The organism is Hymenobacter qilianensis (genome assembly GCF_014489555.1).
Lineage (GTDB): Bacteria > Bacteroidota > Bacteroidia > Cytophagales > Hymenobacteraceae > Hymenobacter > Hymenobacter qilianensis.
The window spans coordinates 2745911-2762612 of sequence record NZ_CP060784.1 but is presented as its reverse complement, the minus strand read 5'-3'; the positions used below and the strand labels follow the sequence as shown (position 1 = coordinate 2762612).

The following is a 16702-nucleotide window of genomic DNA, read 5'->3' as shown; positions in this document are numbered from 1 at the left end:
GGGAAGCCGCTGGTAGCAGCCACCAGCCGAGCATAAAAAAAGGCAGCCAAGTGGCTGCCCTTTTTAGTTGATGAACGGCACGCGTTGGGCTTACTTATGCGTGGCGGCCCAGGCATCCATTTTGCGCTCCAATACGGCCAATGGCATCACGCCGTCTTTCAACAGCTCGTCGTGGAAGGCGCTGAGCTTGAATTTGCCCCCCAGCTGCTTCTCGTACTTCTGGCGCAGCTCGCGAATCTTGAGCGCCCCGATTTTATAGCTCAGCGCCTGACCCGGAATGGCCATGTAGCGCTCAATCTCGGCGGTGGCGCCCTGCTCGCTGATGGCCTCGTTGTCCATCATGTACTTGATGGCTTGCTCGCGGGTCATGTTTTTGGTGTGCATGCCCACGTCCACCACCAGGCGAATCGCGCGGTGAATTTCGTCGCCCAGCGCACCCATGTATTGGTACGGATCGGTGTAGAGGCCTAGCTCCCTGCCGAGGCTCTCCGTGTAGAGGGCCCAGCCTTCGCCCATGGCGCCGTACCAGGCAAAGCGGCGGAATTTGGGCAGGTTTTCATTTTCCTGCTGCAACGAAATCTGGTAGTGATGGCCCGGAATGGCTTCGTGCAAAAACAACGACTCCATACCTGAAGTGGTGTTGAATTCCTTGGCATTCAGAATCGGGATGTAGAAAACGCCCGGCCGCGAGCCGTCGGGGTTGCCCTGGTTGTACTCGGCTGAGGCCGAAGCGGCGCGGAACGCCTCAGTCTGCCGAATCTCAAATGGCGTTTTGGGCGTGCGACCAAACATCTTTTTCAGGTTCGGATCAATCTTAGCCTGAATGGCGCGGAATGCTCCCAACACATCTTCCGGCGTCTGGTAAGGCGTGAATTTCTTGTCCGTTTTCAGATAGGTGAAGAAAGCGGGCAGGTCGCCTTTAAAGCCAACTTCGTTTTTCACGCGCTCCATTTCCGAGCGAATACGTTTTACCTCGGCCTGACCGGTCTGGTAAATCTCTTCGGGCGACTTGTCAGTGGTGGTCCAGCTCTTAACATAGTAGCGGTAGATTTCCGGACCGCCAGGAATGGCCGAAATGCCAGTCGTGGTGCGGGCTTTGGGCAGGTATTCGTTCTTCAAAAAGGCCCCCAGCTTCTTGTACGTTGGCACTAGGTCCTGCAGAATAACATCTTTGTAGGCGGCGGTGAGGCGCTGCTTATCTGCGTCCGAAAAGCCATCCGGAAACTTCGCTACCGGGCCATAGAATAAGCTTTTCGTTGGGTCAGTGACGACCAAATCCTGCATCTGCGGAATCATCTTCTCTACCAGCGGACGCGGCAATACCACGCCGGCGGCCATGCCCTTGCGGAAGTTGCCAATGGCCGAGTCGCCCCAGGCGGCAAAGCCTTTGGCGCGGCCTATCCAGTCGTCGTAGTCCTTCACCGTTTTGAAGGGCTGAATGCCCGAGCCCGAGCCAAACTGACCCAGCGTAATGGGCAGGCCCCAGAACTGCTGAAACGGTATCATCCAAGTGTTTAGCTTCAGACCAGCCAGCTTATTCTCTAGGTCGTACTTAAAAATATCGTAGCTGATTTTGTCATTGTCCGACAGCTTTTCGCGGTCAAACTTCTGTAGTTGGCTGAGGTAGTTTTGGTACGTCGTCTGGAGCGTGTCGCGGAAGGCCTGGGTCTGGTCATTGGGCAGCCGGTCATTGTAGCGCTTATCGCCCTGGGTGGTGGCGTCGAGCGGGAACAGCTTGAGGTTTTCTTCCCAATAGTTTGCAAACAGCGTCGATAGGTCTTTCACTTCGGCGGTGCCGGTAGCTGCAGTGTCGCTGCCGCCATCGGCCGTGTTTTTTTGCTGATTACAAGCGGTTAGCAGCGAGCCAACCAGCAACCCGGTAAGGGCTAGTTTTTTCATGAGGAAAGGGGTGAGAGATGAGGAGGGTTTGAGTGGGGAGCAATATAGCTAGTCAGTTACACAGTAAGGCTAAAGTTGCAGGCGGAAGCAAGATTGGGGTAGCATTCCGACCAACTAGCGCAGTGTTTTACTCCCGTGCATAAGATCGTTCTAGTCTAAAAAGGCTGCACCGCTCAGCCAGAAATAATGTGGACGTGGCATTTATTAGGAATCAAATATATTCCGACATGAAACGTCATATTCCGCTGATCTTTGCCGGTCTTAAGTTTGTGCTTGGCTTTGTGCTGGCCAGTCGGGTGTATGAACTGCATCGCGACGAATATCTGTACCTCAACTATGGCCAGCATTTGGCCTGGGGCTACCTGGAAGTGCCGCCCCTGATGGCCGTGCAAAGCTGGCTCACGCTGGCCCTGGGTGGGGGTATTTTTGGGTAAAATTCTGGCCCTTGCTGTGGGGCGCGGGCACCGTGTACGTGGTAGGTCGAGCGGCCCAGCGGCTTGGGGGCAGCAGGTGGGCACAAGTGCTGGCGTGTTTGAGCTATATCGTCTGTGCTTATTCCCGCCTCAACTTTCTGTTTCAACCCAACTCGTTCGAAGTCTTTGCCTTTACGCTGAGCTGCTACTGGCTAATTGCTTACATCCAGCAGCCAAAGCCGCGCTATCTGTATGGCATTGGCGTGGTGCTGGGCCTGAGCCTGCTGAATAAGTACACCACTTTCTTTTTCATCGGGGCCCTGATTACCGCCTTACTCCTGACTGAGCAACGCCGTATTCTGATTACCAAAGCCGGGTGGATTGCGGCCGGCATTGCCTTGGCGCTGTTTTTACCCAACCTGATCTGGCAGCTAAGGCACGGCATTCCATTTTTTCACCATATGGCTTTGCTGCACGAGTCGCAGCTAGTGAATGTGTCGGCCGCGGACTTTTGGCAAGACCAACTGCTCATGTGTTTTCCGGCTTTGTGGGTGTGGGTGACGGGGCTGCTGGCCCTCTTGTTCTACCAACCGTTTCGGCCGTACCGCAGCGTGGGCTTACTCTTCGTTGGGGGGCTTTTATTGCTGACTGTACTGCACGGAAAGAGCTATTATGCCTTGGGCTACTACCCTATTCTTTTCGCGGCGGGTGCGTCGTGGCTGGAACATCGGTTGGTGAGCTTTCCGCGACTGAGCAAGCTAGCGCGACCCATACTGCCGGCCCTGTTGCTGGTGCTGGCCGTTCCGCTGTTTCCCTATGCTTACGCCCTGTATCCGCCGGCCCAAATGCAGAAGATTGGCGAAGCCTACCGCAGCACTGGTGCCAACCGCTGGGAAGACGGTAAAATTCATCTCTTACCCCAGGATTTCGCCGATATGCTGGGCTGGCAGGAACTAGCCGACAAAGCCTGGCAAGCCTACCAAAGTCTGCCCGATTCTTCGCGCAGCCGCACCCTCGTGCTGTGCGATAATTACGGTCAGGCCGGAGCTTTGAATTACTATAATCGGGGGCGAGATATGCCAGCGGCGCATAGTTTCAATGGCAGCTATTTGTATTGGTTTCCAACGCGCCCGGCCCAGCCGTACCGGCACATACTTCTGGTCACAGATGACTCTGAGGACTTTGGGGGGCATTTTTCCAGCTACCAGCGTCGGGGCAAAATTGAGAACAGTTACGCCCGCGAACAAGGCACTACCATTGCGCTCGGCACCAATCCCGACACGGCTATTCTTAACCGAATTTATCAAGAGCACCGACTCAAACTGGCTGAGTGGGAGCAGCACAAGTAAGCGCCACCTTCACCAAAAACACCACGCCCCAACTCCGTGTAGAAGTTGGGGCGTGGTGTTGAAAAGGTATTGTGTTGGACTAGCGAAAAGCCCCCCAGCGTGCTATTCTATCCGGCCATTGCGAATGCGCACATCGGCCTTAGGCTCGGGCTTTTTTACCATCGTTCCGAAGGCACCTTTCTGCTCAAACGACTTAGCTACTTCATCTTCCAGCGGAGTACGTTTTACCACCGGATTATTGGCCCAAAACTCGGGGTCGTATTTCACCTTTCTAATGGTTTCCAGGTCGCGCTCGTTGCTGGTTACTTTGTTGTACGTCAGGCTAGTAGGCTTGCGACTGGTGTCGTAGAAGAAGGTGAAAGCCGACACTTTCATTTTGGCTGGTGGCAAACCAGGCCGTACCAAATCATAGGTCATGTCTGCTTTGATGTGCTCCAGCGGATTCACGGCAGTCGTATCGTTTTGAAACACCATATCCAGCTCTAGCTCCGTGTTTTTGAAGGAGAACGTCGGGTTATTGGCTTTGCGGGTAAGCTGGGGCGTGGTCATTTTGTAGCGAATTACCTGGTAGGTATCCACATCAATCCAGACGGTGCCTTTCGAGCGGTACTTGGTTTGCTCGGGGCGCGTCTCGAAAGCAATTTCGGCCACACCGCCGGTCTCTCCTTTCTCCAGCACACCTTTAATTTCCAGCAGATAGTTTGCCACCACGTTGGGGCTGAACAGGCCCAGCGCTTTGGTCGTGTCGGCTTTATCATCGTAGAGGCCGAACGATTTGGTGTACAGCGAAAAGTTCTTGTCACTGATCAGGGCTTGCTTGGCAGCATAGCGCCCCTGTGCTATGCTCGTGCCCTCAATGCGGGCGATGTTGGACTTGGCATTCCACACCATTTCCAGCAGCTCCGTGGGGTCGTTGTCGATGCGCGTGATCTGGCGGTAGTAGGCTTTGCCGTAGAATTTGCGGCTGTAGTTTTTCTTTAACTGCTGATACGCGCGGTCCACCAGCTGGTAGGCGTAGCTGGCCACTTTCACCTCCGACAGCACCACCGTGGCCGGCGCCAGCTCTATCTCCAACGCTTGGCCCGCCTGCGTAACCTGCACCGTATCCTTGATGTGGGCCAGCTCCGAGAAAATCAGCGTTTGCGGCACGGAAGGCAAGCTTAGGGTAAACTCGCCGTTCTCGTTGCTGGCCGTGCCCATGGTCGTGCCTTTCACGCCAATGCCCACGAAGGGCAGCGGTTCCTTGGTTTCTTTATCCCGAACAATGCCCCGCACCGGGTACTGAGCATAGGCACCGTGACTTAGGCCGCCAACCAACAGAAACACGACACCCAGGCGGGCAGCCAGCTTACCGGCAGCTAGGCGTGAACGAAGAAAAGCAATAAGAATCAGGAGCGTATTCAAGGGCAAAAGTCGTTTAGTTTTCAAGGGAAGTAGCACAAATAACGCGCAGCGGCGGCGTGGCGTGTGCCCGACTCACAAAAATTAGACCGTCGGCAGATGCTCTTGACGGCTGGGGGGCTTTTTGTAACAGTTACTTCACACAAAGCGCGTCGCTCCTTCTGCTCTATTTTTCATATTTGCAGCATGAAGAACCTTCTCCTGCTCTTGAGTTTGCTATTGTATCTGGGCAGCCCGGCGGCCGTGGCTCAGCACAAAAAAGCGATGACCATTGCTTTCGGCTCCTGCGACCGCCAAGACCTTCCCCAGACCATCTGGGGGCAATTTCGAAGGATAAACCCGACCTCTGGATCTGGCTCGGCGACAACATCTACGGCGACTCCGACGACATGGCCGTGCTCAAAGCTAAGTACGACCAGCAGTTCAATCAGGCCGACTACAAAGCCTTCCGTACGCAGGTCCCCGTCATCGGCACCTGGGACGACCACGACTACGGACGCAACGACGGCGACAAATCGTTTGGGCCGAAAAAAGAAAGTCAGCAGTTGGCCCTCGACTTTTTACAAGAGCCCGCCAGCAGTCCGCGCCGGCAGCAGGAAGGTATTTATGCTGCCTATAATTACAATGTTGGCAGGAAGCGAGTGAAGGTAATTCTGCTCGATGACCGCTACCACCAGGATACACTCTTTCGGGATGCTAACAAGGTGTATCAGCCCAATCCTACGGGCGACATTCTGGGCGAAGAACAGTGGAAATGGCTGGAGGAACAACTCACCAACAGCGACGCCGATGCCCATATTATCGGCTCCGGCATTCAGTTTCTGGCCGAAGAGCATCGGTATGAGAAGTGGGCCAATTTCCCGGTTGCCCGCCAGCGCTTTTTAGCCTTATTGGCCAGCACGAAAGCAAAAGGCGTACTACTCATGAGTGGTGACCGCCACATTGGCGAAATGGCCAAAATGACCATATCTGGCGTACAGTATCCAGTGTATGAAGTCACATCAAGCGGCCTCACGCACCCTGCTACCAACAATACCGGTGAACCAAATAAATACCGCGTTGGCCCGCTGGTAAATGAGAAGCATTATGCCCTGTTCCGCCTTCGCCAAAAAGGCAAAAAGCTACAGGCAACGATGGAGTTGAAGGGTGAAAATGGAGAGGTTTTTCACACAGAGAAAACGGTCATTCAGTAGTTGAAACTTTCCTTAGCGCACAAAAAAGAGCTGGAGATATCTCCAGCTCTTTTTTGTGCGACAGTAATCTACGATTCAAAGAACCTGACAACATCTACATAGAACGTCATGCAGAGCGGCAGCGAAGCATCTCGCGTGCAGTCGTTGCCACGCTAACTGTCATGCTGAGCTTGCCGAAGCATCTCTCCCGCTTCGTTGAGATTCCTACTCGTGTAGAGATGCTTCGGCAAGCTCAGCATGACGTTCTTCTGAATTGTATTACACACTTACTAAACACGCGAGATGCTTCGCTGCGCTCTGTATGACGGTCTAATAGAAATTATATAGTACAACTGCAGCTCCTTGCTCTGCTATTTGCAATCCACTTCTCAGCTATTGTCGCATAACTTCGTGGGTTGCCGTATTTTTACGGCTGACTTCCACCCGAACCCTGCGCCCTTGCTCACGCCCCGGAATTTCTCGCTCTTCATCCTGCTTCTGTTGTTCCTGCCGTTCGCCACTTCGGCCCAGCAGCGACGGAAGAAACCCGCTAAACCTAAAACTGCGGTTGCCACCATCAAGCCGCGCTCCATGAACGCGCCGGTGCCTTTTGCCCCCAGATGGCGGAGTCGCGCTGGGTTGACTCGGTGATGGCCACGCTCACGCCCGACCAGCGGGTAGCGCAGCTCTTTATGGTGGCGGCTTATTCCAACCGCAAGCGCATTGATGAAGACTCCGTGTCGCAGTTGGTGCAGCAGTACGGCGTTGGGGGGCTTATTTTCTTCCAGGGCGGACCCGTGCGCCAAAGCAAATTGCTCAACCGCTACCAAGCACAGGCAAAAGTGCCGTTGCTCGTGGCCATGGATGCAGAGTGGGGCATCGGTATGCGCCTGGATAGCACCACGCGTTTTCCGTATCAAATGAGTATGGGTGGCGTGCAGGATACCGCCTTGCTGTACGAGATGGGCGCCGAGATTGCCCGCCAGTTCAAGCGCACTGGCATGCATGTCAATTTTGCGCCGGTAGTCGATGTGAATAACAACGCCGCGAACCCCGTTATCGGCTTTCGCTCTTGGGGCGACAGCCGCGAGGACGTAACCGCCAAAAGCTACCAGTACATGCGTGGCATGCAGGACAACGGCATTCTGGCCGTAGCCAAGCACTTCCCCGGCCACGGGGACACCGACACCGATTCTCACCTCGCCCTGCCCCTCATTCGGGTAGACAAGCGCCGCATTGATACGCTGGAGCTGTTTCCCTTCCGCGACCTGATGCGGCGTGGCCTGGGGGGCATTATGATTGCCCACCTCAACATTCCGGCCCTCGACAGCACTGGTATCCCCTCTACCCTTTCCAAGCCCATCGTGACGGGTATGGTGAAGGAGAAAATGGGTTTTGAAGGCATCATTTTCACGGATGCCATGAACATGAAGGGCCTCACCAACATGTTCCCCCCGGCGAAGGCGACGTGCGCGCTCTGCTGGCCGGCAACGACATTCTAGAGTTCTCCAAGAACATTCCGCTGGCCCTGACGATGGTTCGAGAGGCCATTAACCGGGGTGAAATCACGCAGGAAGAAATTGACCGCCGCTGCCGCAAGGTGCTAGCGCTGAAGGAGTGGTCGGGGCTGAATAAGTATCAGCCCATTGACCTCAAAAACCTGTACCAAGACCTCAACACCCCGCACGCTAATTATCTGAGCCAGCGCTTGAGTGAGCTTTCTTTGACTTTACTGCGCAACGAGAAAAGCATCCTGCCTTTACAGCGCCTTGATACCCTGCGCATTGCTACCGTGACCATCGGTACCAAAGACACCACCGACTTTCAGCGCATGGTGACGGACTACGCCCCCGCTGACCATTTTTGGTTGTCGGCCACGCCTACGCTGGATGAGTTGGTCAAGATTCGGGAAGCGCTCAAAGGATATAATACGCTGCTCGTTGGTCTTAATAACCTGGGTCGCTTGCCAGCTACCAACTTTGGCGTGACGCCCGAAACCAACGTGCTTCTGCGGGAGCTGGCTACGGCCAAACAGCGCATTGTGGTCACCATGTTTGGCAATGCCTACGCCGTGGCCAAAGTCCGCGACCTGGCCCGCGCCGACGCCGTGGTGCTGGCTTACCAGGAAAGCAAAAATATCCAGGACTTAACTGCCCAAATGATTTTTGGCGGCATCGGTGCTCAGGGCAAACTCCCCGTTACTATCTCCGATCAGTACCAGCGCGGCTTTGGCCTTAGCACGCAAGGCGGCATGCGCCTGAGCTACAGCTACCCCGAAGCGGTGGGCATGAATAATAACCTCGAAGCCCGCGTGGATTCCATGATGCAGCAAGCTCTAGCGGCCAAAGCATTTCCCGGTGGTGAGGTGCTGATTGCCCGAAAAGGCACGGTGGTGTTGCGCAAAAGCTACGGCACCCACGACTACGCCGACAATCCACGCCTGGGGGCAAAAAGCCGCGCCCAGTGCAGAACACCGACATCTACGACTTGGCTTCGGTCACGAAAGTATCGGCGGCGCTGCCGGCACTCATGCGCCTTCAGGATCAAGGAAAGTTCAACCCTGACATGACCATGGGGCAGTTGTACCCTGAGTTTGTGGGCACCAACAAACAGGACCTGAAGCTGCGCGATGTGCTCACCCACCAAGCCCGCCTCAAGGCCTGGATCCCATTCTGGAAAGATTACACCAAGCCCCGCGGCATTTTCAATAAGCTGTTTGGCAAAAGTCCCGATGCAGCCGACGTATCAGCTACCAAACCATCGGAGCTAAACCGTCGCTTCTTCCGCGCCGATTCATCGGCTCGTTTTCCGTACCAGGCTGCTACCAACCTGTGGGCCCGCAAAGATTTCCCTGAGCGTATTCGCGAAGCCATTGCCGAGTCGCCGCTGAATGAGAAGCCCGGCTACGTGTACTCCGATTTGTCGTTTATTATGTACCCGCAGTTTGTGCGCTCAGCCGCGGGCAAGCCACTCAATCAGTTTGTGGTCGATGAGATTTATAAGCCGTTGGGTGCTACGACAATGGGCTACAATCCCACCCGCCGCTTCCCACTCAGCCGCATTGCGCCCACCGAGTACGATTCCCTGTTTCGCCACGGCCAATTGCACGGCACCGTACACGATGAAGGCGCAGCCCTGCTGGGGGCGTTTCTGGCCACGCGGGCCTGTTCGGCAATGCCAATGACCTGGCGAAAGTAGTGCAGATGTATGCCTGGAATGGCAAATACGGCGGGCAGCAGCTCATCAAGCCCGAAACCATAGCTGAGTACACGCGCTGCCAGTTCTGCCCCGACAACCGCCGCGCCCTGGGCTTCGACCGCCCCGCCGCCAATCCTTCAGTAAACTCGGCCAAAAACGCCAGCCAAAGCAGCTACGGCCACACCGGCTACACCGGCACCTATTTCTGGGTCGACCCGCAGTACGACCTCATGGTAATCTTCCTCTCTAACCGCGTAAACCCCACCCGCAACAACAATAAGATCAGCGACCTGAGTGTGCGCAGTCACTTATTGCAGGTTGCCATCGAAGCCGTGCAGCAAGGCAAAAGCACTCCTACGGAATCGCCGGTGCTGAAGGAGAATTAAGAGGCTTCAACGAGGGCCTCACCCCCCGGCCCCCTCTCCAAAGGGAGAGGGGGAGCCTGACGCTAATCGTTCTACGCCGCACTTTCGGCTCGCGCCTACAGTACGGCTACTGCTTTCGCTAGGAAGTAAAGAGTTGTAAAAAAGCCCCCGGAAAATATCTGGGGGCTTTTTTGCTTTCTACAAAGGCCCCGGTAGCGGTTGCGGAGGCGGCAGCCGACGTAGCCGCGTAGAAACAGTCGGCTGGCTCCCCCTCTCCCCTAGGCTCTGCGCATAAAGCAGACCGGGGGTCGGGGGGTGAGGCCATTCGTGGCCCAGAAGTGAGACCCTCGTTGTTTTTTCTTAGCTTAGAAAACGGTATCGTCCGTTTCCCACCCAACCTGTTTTTCTATGCTCGGCTTGATGATGAACCAGCCCCTGCGCATCGCGGGGCTTCTCGAACACGCGGCCAAATGGCATGCCGACACCGAAATTGTGTCGCGCCTAACGGAAGGCGGCATCCACCGCTACACCTACCACGATGCCCACCAGCGCAGCAAGCAGCTAGCCAACGCGCTCAAGAGCTTGGGTATCGGCATGGGCGATCGAATCGGGACGCTGGCCTGGAATAACCACCGCCACTTCGAGCTGTATTATGGCGTGTCGGGACTTGGGGCGATTTGCCACACCATCAACCCGCGTCTGTTTGCCGAGCAGCTGATTTTCATTATCAATCACGCCGAGGACAGCTATATTTTTCTGGACCTCACCTTTCTGCCGCTGGCTGAGAAATTAGCCCCCCAATGCCAAAAAGTAGCCGGCTGGGTCCTGCTCACCGACCGTGCCCACATGCCCGCCGACTCCTCTCTGCCCGGCGAGTTGCTGTGCTACGAAGAACTGTTGGCCGCACAAACCGCCGACTTTGAGTGGCCCGTTTTCGACGAAAATACCGCTTCTTCCCTCTGCTACACGTCCGGCACCACCGACGAGCCCAAGGGCGTGCTCTACTCCCACCGCTCCACCCTGCTGCACAGCTACGCCGCTTCCCTCCCCGACTGCTTCAACTGCTCCGCCCGCGACACGGTGTTGCCCGTAGTGCCTATGTTTCACGTCAACGCCTGGGGCATTCCGTACGTGGCGCCCATGAACGGCTGCAAGCTAGTGATGCCCGGCCCCGGCCTCGATGCGGCCAGCTTGTACGAACTGTATGAGCAGGAAAAAGTCACGTTTACGGCTGGCGTGCCCACTATTTGGTTTGGCCTGTTGACGTTTATGCGCGAAAAAAAGCTGCAATTCACTACTCTCAAGCGCATGATTGTCGGCGGATCGTCCTGCCCGCCGGCGTTGCTGAAAGCCTTTGACGAAGAGCTGAACATTGAAATCCGGCACGCCTGGGGTATGACCGAAACCAGCCCGCTCGGCACCGCCTGCACGCCCAAAGCCAAACACCTGCTGCTCTCCCCCGATGAGCAATTCGCCATTCAAACCAAGCAAGGCCGGGCCATCTTCGGGGTAGACATGAAAATCGTGGACGATGCCGGCCAGGAACTACCCCACGACGGCGTCGCCTTCGGCGACCTGCTCGTACGTGGCCCTTTCATCGTGGGCGACTATTTCCGGGCCGGCGAGCCGGGCCAGCTAACGCAAAGCGGCTGGTTTAAAACCGGCGACGTAGCCACCATCGACCCCGATGGCTTCATGCAAATCACCGACCGCTCCAAGGACGTTATCAAGTCGGGCGGTGAGTGGATTTCGTCCATCGATCTGGAAAACCACGCCATTGCGCACCCAGCCGTAGCTGAGGCGGCCGTTATCGGCGTGCCTCACCCAAAGTGGAGCGAGCGCCCATTGCTGGTGATAGTGCTCAAACCCGGCGCTGAAGTCACCAAAGAAGAGCTGCTGCAATTCTTCGAGGGCAAAATTGCTCGCTGGTGGACGCCTGAGGCCGTGGAGTTTGTGGACCAACTGCCGCACACGGCTACCGGCAAGCTGCTCAAAACCAAGCTGCGTCAGGATTTCGCTGATTACACTTTCTGAAATAAAACTCTACCCCGTCATGCAGAGCGCAGCGAAGCATCTCGCGTGCTGATGTTGCAATGGTAACTCAATGACGACACGCGAGATGCTTCGCTGCGCTCTGCATGACGCCCTAAAGAATGAATAGGCTCAAAACCTGTTCACTTCAGCTCATCAGACCTTAATAATAATACGCCGATTGTACATCACCCACAAAATGCCCAGCCAAATAAGAACGCACACGATAGCGCCCGCCAGCGAGGCATTGATGGGGGTGAAATAAGGCACGAAAAACGTGTCGTAAAGCCAGGTGCGCAGGCCCACAGGTTCGCCATTTGCCCCAGCCACTTTAATCATTTGCAGCAGGCGCGGCACCAGTCCCGACAGGAAAAACACGGTGATGGCGTTGACGCCATATACCAGAAAAGGCTTGGTCCAGGCGCGGTAGCCGTGCACGTCGCAGAGCCAATAGAGGGCCGCTAACATGGCTAACGCAATACCGGCAGTGTACAGCACATAGGAGCTGGTCCAGAGGCTTTTATTGATGGGAAACCAACCATTCCAGATCATTCCCAGCACAATAGCCGCTCCGCCAGCCACAAACAGCCACGCCACTTTCGTAGCCGGCTCCAGCGTACGGCAGCGCAGCCACTGGCCCGCCAGCATACCGGCGAGGCCCGTACCGATGGCCGGCAAAGTGCTCAGCAAACCTTCCGGGTCCCAGGTTTTGCTGGATTTCCAGAGGTGATTTTCACCCAGTATAAGCCGGTCGAGCCAGGCGCCGAGGTTGGTGGCGGGCTCCAGATTAGCTGGGCCGAAGCCGGGCACCGGCACCACTTGCATCAGGATATTATACAGCACCAAAATGCCCCCAGCAGCCACGCCTGCGTGCGCCAGCCGGTTTTGACGAATACCGTTCCGCACACCAAGAACACGACAGCAATGCGCGCCAATACGCCCGGAATTCGCACCGTTTCGAACACAAAGCTGGGAAACAGCGCCGAAAACAGTCCCAGCCCAAACAGGATAGCCGAGCGCTTCACAATGCGGAGCAGCAGCTGCGAATGGCGGCTAGAGTCCTGCTTAGCCGAGTCGAGCGCATACACAATGCTGACGCCCACAATGAACAGGAAAAACGGAAATATAAGGTCGGTGGGCGTGCAGCCGTGCCACTTGGCGTGCTCCAGCGGCCCGTAGATGTGACCCCAGCTGCCGGGGTTGTTCACCAGTATCATCGCCATGACGGTGATACCCCGAAATACGTCGAGCGACACCAGCCGGCCCGGTCCGCTGGCTTCCGCAAGTGGCACGGTGTGCGTAGTTTCAATGGCGGCCTGGGTAGTAGATTGCATAGGAAGTAGGTTGAGGCGCTCTAAGGTAAAAAATACGTTTCAGGAAACGCTGGTAGGTTGTCACTTGCCTTTTCAGAGTTCAAGCGCCACTAATAAAATTCCATATATAGTTGTGCAGCTTAATCTTCAGCTTTAGCTTTAAATCCTTTTTTCCGCGTTTCTGTGCGCTGAATCGATGAATAGCTGCTGAGTAGTTTATACTTTGCAGTTCAGTTTAGCTACTCCCCTATGGGCACCTGTACCTGTTTGTGTATTGTCCCCCAATAAGTTCGGACGCTTTGTCGACCGGAATCCAACTGCTTTGAGCACTCGGGTTCCGGTCTTTTCTTTTCATGCTCCTTTCCTTCCCTTTCACCATTCTCTCCTTTCAATGAAAAAACTTCTATGGTTTTTCCTGGCGCTGGGGTGGCTGCTAGCCCCTCCGGCCCTTGCCCAAACCACCCGAACCGTAACCGGCGTTGTGACGGCCGCCGATGACCGCTCGCCCCTGCCGGGTGTGAACGTGATTGTCAAAGGCACCACCAATGGCGTTCAAACCGACGCTGAAGGCCGCTATACTCTCAACAATGTTGCCGAGGGCGGCATGCTCGTTTTCAGCTTTATTGGCTACACCGCTCAAGAGCGCCCCGCTACAGGTGCTACTGTTGATGCTGCTCTGGCTTCCAGCACCACTAATCTGGGAGAGGTATTAGTAACGACCGCGTTTGGTATCGAAAAAGAAGGCCGCAGTATTGTAACCAGCGTGCAGTCAGTGCAGGGCACCGAGTTAGTCAACTCGCGCCAGCCCAACATCGTGAATGCCTTGCAGGGTAAAATCGCGGGTGTAAACATCACCAGCTCGGGTGGTGGTCCTGGCGAAGGCGCTGCCATCGTAATCCGGGGTGGTACTTCGCTTGATGGCGACAACCAGCCGCTGTTCGTTATCGACGGCGTGATTATGGACAACTCCTCTTTCGCCGAATCGACGGCACCGGGCGGTGGCTCAGCCTTCAATGGTATTCTGGGTCGCTCGGTGGGCACCACCAACCGCGCCTCCGACATTAACCCCGAAGACATTGAGAGCATGACGGTGCTGAAAGGCCCCGCGGCGGCCGTACTCTACGGTCTGCGCGCGGCCAACGGCGCCGTAATTATCAAGACCAAGAGCGGCACCGCAGGTCGGGTTACGCTGAATTATCGCACCCAGTTTTCCGTGGATCAGGTAAACCGCCTGCCCAAGCTACAGGATCAGTACAAGCAGGGCTCGTTAGGCATTTTCGATCCGGGCACCCGCCAATCTTGGGGCCACGCTTTGCGCCCGGCGAGACCATATACAACAACCTCGAGGACTTTTATCAGAAAGGCACTTCTTTCCAGAACTACCTGAACATGACGGGCGGCACCGAAAAAGCCAGCTTCCTGCTCTCCGTTCAGCACCTCGACTCGAAAGGCATTACGCCCGAAAGCAAGTACGACAAAGCCTCTGTACGCCTGGCGGGCACGGTGCAGATTTCGCCCAAGTTCAGCGCCAACGCCTCGGCCAACTACCTGAACTCAGGTGGTGAGCGGCCCGTGCAAGGCCCTGGTTTGTTTGGCGGCTCGGGGGCTATTTGATCAGCTTGCTAAACTGGCCTCGCAACGATGATGCGCGCAACTACCTCAACCCCGACGGCAGCCGCCGCCGCCTCACCGGTGCCTCTACCAGCGCCAACGATGCCGACAACCCGTACTTCACCGTAAACCGCAACCCGCAAACCGACCGCACCAACCGCTTTATCGGCAACGCAACCTTGAATTTTGCGGCCTATAAGTGGTTGAACTTCAGCTACACCCTGGGCACCGACTTTTACCAGGAGCGCGTGCGCTCGGTACGGGCCGTGGGTACTTCCTTGGTGAACAACCAGGACGGCGGCATTGCCGAAACTACCAATGCCAACCGCATTCTGAACTCGAACTTCCTGGCCACGCTGAACCATCAGTTCAGCGAGAACTTCAGCGGTACGCTGACGCTGGGCAACACGGTGGAGCAGAATCAGAACGAGACAACGAACGTTATCGGCCTGATTTTCCAGAATCCAAACTTCATCAGCATCAATAACACCGTAAACCGCAACGCGCTGACCAGCAACGTAAAGCGCCGCCTGGTGGGCAATTTTGCGCAGTTGAGCATGGTGTTCTGGGACCAGCTGTTCCTGGAGCTGAGCGGACGCTACGACATCTCGTCTACACTGCCCCGCCCCGACAAGAACAAGATCTATGGTAAAGGCTTCGGCTATGGCTCCATCGGGGCAGGCTATGAGTTTACCCGCACGCTGGGCCTGGAGCAGAATCCTGTTCTGAACTACGGCAAGATTCGGGGCTCTATTGCCGAGGTGGGCAAAGACACGGGTCCTTACCGCGTGGAGTCGCCGCTGGCCGCCAACACCTACATCGGTGGGGGCTTCCGCAATGGTTTCTTCGGCTCCAACAGCCTGCTTATCCCTGAGCGCAGCCGCTCGTATGAGTTGGGCGTGGAGTTGCGCTTTCTGCAAAACCGCCTCGGCTTGGACGCCAACGTGTACCGCACCCGCACCACCGACCAGCTAATTGCCCCCCGCGTAAGTCAGGCAACGGGCTTTATTCTGCAATACATCAACGGTGGCACTGTAGAGAACAAGGGCATCGAAATCTCCCTGAATGGCTCGCCGGTGAAAACCAACAATTTCACCTGGGATGTGCTGGCCAACTTCTACCGCAACGAAAACCGCACGGTGGAGCTGCCTAGCGTACTCACGGTAGTAAACCAGTCGGACGCGTTCATTATCGACTTTGCCCAGGGTGGTGCTTATCCCGGCAAGCCAATTACGGGTATTGGCGCCAGCGACTGGCTGCGTGCCCCGATGGTCGCGTGCTGATCAGCCCCACTACGGGTTATCCCTTGGTAAATGCCAACTTCACTTACCAGGGCGACCGGGCTCCCGACTTCACCACTCAGCTTACCAATACGCTTACATACAAAGGCTTGCAGTTCACTTTCCTGTTCGATTTCCGCAAGGGGGCAAAGTGGTGAACGGCAACGACTGGTATGCTACCCGCACCAGCGGCCTGAGCGAGCGGACCCTAGACAGGTATAAAGAGGTGGTGTTTGACGGAGTAATTGCCACGCCAAATACCGATGGCTCGACTACCTACACTCAAAACACCCGTCCCGTAGAGCTGACCCAAGGCTACTACCAGAACACCCTGGGCACGGTAGGTTCTGCCTTTATCGAGGATGTATCGTGGGCCCGCCTGCGCTATGCTACGCTGAGCTACAATATTCCCTCTACCGCGTTTGGGCAGTCATTCATTAAAGGCGTTGAGCTGAGCGTAACGGGCCGCAACCTGCTGCTGCTCACCAACTATACCGGCGCTGACCCAGAAACTTCGGCGGCTGGTGCCGGCGTACGCGGCGGCGGCTCTAATGGCTTCGACTACGGCAGCGTTCCGGCTACGCGCGGCGTGGATATGGGCGTGCGCGTTACTTTTTAAATGGCCGAATGGCCTTGGGTTAAATGGCTTGTCGTTCAATAAAACAGAGGA

The 16702-nt window shown here is 56.0% G+C and carries 17 protein-coding genes; 13 read left to right on the top strand and 4 right to left on the bottom strand.

Annotation, left to right across the window (positions count from 1 at the left end; genetic code table 11):
• Positions 1 to 90: 90 nt before the first annotated feature.
• Positions 91 to 1899 carry a DUF885 domain-containing protein gene (locus H9L05_RS12730; RefSeq protein WP_187731297.1) on the bottom strand — a complete coding sequence of 603 codons (1809 nt, stop codon included), beginning with the start codon at positions 1897 to 1899 and terminating at the stop codon, positions 91 to 93.
• 227 nt (positions 1900 to 2126) lie between these two features.
• On the opposite strand from H9L05_RS12730, the gene H9L05_RS12725 reads away from it, so the two are divergent.
• Together H9L05_RS12725 and H9L05_RS12720 are read left to right on the top strand one after the other, a co-directional pair.
• Positions 2127 to 2333 (top strand): hypothetical protein, encoded by a 207-nt coding sequence (locus H9L05_RS12725; protein WP_187731296.1) that lies wholly within the window; start codon positions 2127 to 2129, stop codon positions 2331 to 2333.
• Between the two features lie 11 nt (positions 2334 to 2344).
• Positions 2345 to 3661, top strand: a complete 1317-nt coding sequence (locus tag H9L05_RS12720) for a glycosyltransferase family 39 protein (protein ID WP_187731295.1) — start codon at positions 2345 to 2347, stop codon at positions 3659 to 3661.
• A 102-nt stretch (positions 3662 to 3763) separates the two neighbouring features.
• Here H9L05_RS12720 and H9L05_RS12715 read toward each other — a convergent pair whose 3' ends face one another.
• Positions 3764 to 5089 (bottom strand): carboxypeptidase-like regulatory domain-containing protein, encoded by a 1326-nt coding sequence (locus H9L05_RS12715; RefSeq protein WP_187731294.1) that lies wholly within the window; start codon positions 5087 to 5089, stop codon positions 3764 to 3766.
• 152 nt (positions 5090 to 5241) lie between these two features.
• On the opposite strand from H9L05_RS12715, the gene H9L05_RS12710 reads away from it, so the two are divergent.
• The 6 genes from H9L05_RS12710 (at position 5242) to H9L05_RS12700 (ending at position 11831) form a co-directional block, all read left to right on the top strand.
• A complete protein-coding gene (locus tag H9L05_RS12710; RefSeq protein ID WP_187731293.1) occupies positions 5242 to 6255 on the top strand; it encodes an alkaline phosphatase D family protein in 1014 nt (337 codons plus the stop codon).
• A 599-nt stretch (positions 6256 to 6854) separates the two neighbouring features.
• The gene (locus H9L05_RS23710) at positions 6855 to 7736 is read left to right on the top strand and encodes a glycoside hydrolase family 3 protein (RefSeq protein ID WP_223284413.1); all 882 of its coding nucleotides are present in this window, start codon (positions 6855 to 6857) and stop codon (positions 7734 to 7736) included.
• The gene (locus H9L05_RS23705; RefSeq protein WP_223284412.1) at positions 7703 to 8803 is read left to right on the top strand and encodes a glycoside hydrolase family 3 C-terminal domain-containing protein; all 1101 of its coding nucleotides are present in this window, start codon (positions 7703 to 7705) and stop codon (positions 8801 to 8803) included. The genes H9L05_RS23710 and H9L05_RS23705 overlap by 34 nt, the downstream gene beginning before the upstream one ends.
• A complete protein-coding gene (locus tag H9L05_RS23700; protein WP_223284411.1) occupies positions 8698 to 9432 on the top strand; it encodes a serine hydrolase domain-containing protein in 735 nt (244 codons plus the stop codon). Before H9L05_RS23705 ends, H9L05_RS23700 begins: the two co-directional genes overlap by 106 nt.
• On the top strand, positions 9432 to 9818 hold the full coding sequence (locus tag H9L05_RS23695; protein ID WP_317174957.1) for a serine hydrolase: 387 nt from the start codon (positions 9432 to 9434) through the stop codon (positions 9816 to 9818). The genes H9L05_RS23700 and H9L05_RS23695 overlap by 1 nt, the downstream gene beginning before the upstream one ends.
• A gap of 387 nt (positions 9819 to 10205) precedes the next feature.
• Positions 10206 to 11831, top strand: coding sequence for a 3-(methylthio)propionyl-CoA ligase (locus tag H9L05_RS12700; RefSeq protein ID WP_187731292.1), 1626 nt, complete (start codon positions 10206 to 10208; stop codon positions 11829 to 11831).
• A 153-nt stretch (positions 11832 to 11984) separates the two neighbouring features.
• On the opposite strand, the gene H9L05_RS23690 is transcribed toward H9L05_RS12700, so the two are convergent.
• Together H9L05_RS23690 and H9L05_RS26195 are read right to left on the bottom strand one after the other, a co-directional pair.
• Complete coding sequence (locus H9L05_RS23690) at positions 11985 to 12692, bottom strand: acyltransferase family protein (RefSeq protein WP_223284409.1); 708 nt, start codon at positions 12690 to 12692, stop codon at positions 11985 to 11987.
• Entirely contained in the window at positions 12653 to 13162 is a 510-nt protein-coding gene (locus H9L05_RS26195) for a heparan-alpha-glucosaminide N-acetyltransferase domain-containing protein (protein WP_223284408.1), read from the bottom strand. Before H9L05_RS26195 ends, H9L05_RS23690 begins: the two co-directional genes overlap by 40 nt.
• Before the next feature lie 370 nt (positions 13163 to 13532).
• On the opposite strand from H9L05_RS26195, the gene H9L05_RS23680 reads away from it, so the two are divergent.
• The 5 genes from H9L05_RS23680 to H9L05_RS23660 are packed head-to-tail and all read left to right on the top strand — an operon-like array spanning position 13533 to position 16651.
• Positions 13533 to 14528, top strand: coding sequence for a carboxypeptidase-like regulatory domain-containing protein (locus H9L05_RS23680; RefSeq protein ID WP_223284407.1), 996 nt, complete (start codon positions 13533 to 13535; stop codon positions 14526 to 14528).
• Complete coding sequence (locus tag H9L05_RS23675) at positions 14441 to 14755, top strand: hypothetical protein (RefSeq protein ID WP_223285003.1); 315 nt, start codon at positions 14441 to 14443, stop codon at positions 14753 to 14755. Before H9L05_RS23680 ends, H9L05_RS23675 begins: the two co-directional genes overlap by 88 nt.
• A 5-nt stretch (positions 14756 to 14760) precedes the next feature.
• Positions 14761 to 16035 (top strand): TonB-dependent receptor domain-containing protein, encoded by a 1275-nt coding sequence (locus H9L05_RS23670; RefSeq protein WP_223284406.1) that lies wholly within the window; start codon positions 14761 to 14763, stop codon positions 16033 to 16035.
• Positions 16029 to 16190, top strand: coding sequence for a hypothetical protein (locus H9L05_RS23665; RefSeq protein ID WP_223284405.1), 162 nt, complete (start codon positions 16029 to 16031; stop codon positions 16188 to 16190). The genes H9L05_RS23670 and H9L05_RS23665 overlap by 7 nt, the downstream gene beginning before the upstream one ends.
• Positions 16187 to 16651, top strand: coding sequence for a hypothetical protein (locus tag H9L05_RS23660; protein ID WP_223284404.1), 465 nt, complete (start codon positions 16187 to 16189; stop codon positions 16649 to 16651). The genes H9L05_RS23665 and H9L05_RS23660 overlap by 4 nt, the downstream gene beginning before the upstream one ends.
• Positions 16652 to 16702: the final 51 nt, after the last annotated feature.

Coding starts and splice junctions, on each gene's coding strand:
- H9L05_RS12700 (WP_187731292.1), top strand. CDS start 10,206: ATGCTCGGCTTGATGATGAACCAGCCCCTGCGCATCGCGGGGCTTCTC.
- H9L05_RS23710 (WP_223284413.1), top strand. CDS start 6,855: ATGGCGGAGTCGCGCTGGGTTGACTCGGTGATGGCCACGCTCACGCCC.
- H9L05_RS26195 (WP_223284408.1), bottom strand. CDS start 13,162: ATGCAATCTACTACCCAGGCCGCCATTGAAACTACGCACACCGTGCCA.
- H9L05_RS12730 (WP_187731297.1), bottom strand. CDS start 1,899: ATGAAAAAACTAGCCCTTACCGGGTTGCTGGTTGGCTCGCTGCTAACC.
- H9L05_RS12725 (WP_187731296.1), top strand. CDS start 2,127: ATGAAACGTCATATTCCGCTGATCTTTGCCGGTCTTAAGTTTGTGCTT.
- H9L05_RS23680 (WP_223284407.1), top strand. CDS start 13,533: ATGAAAAAACTTCTATGGTTTTTCCTGGCGCTGGGGTGGCTGCTAGCC.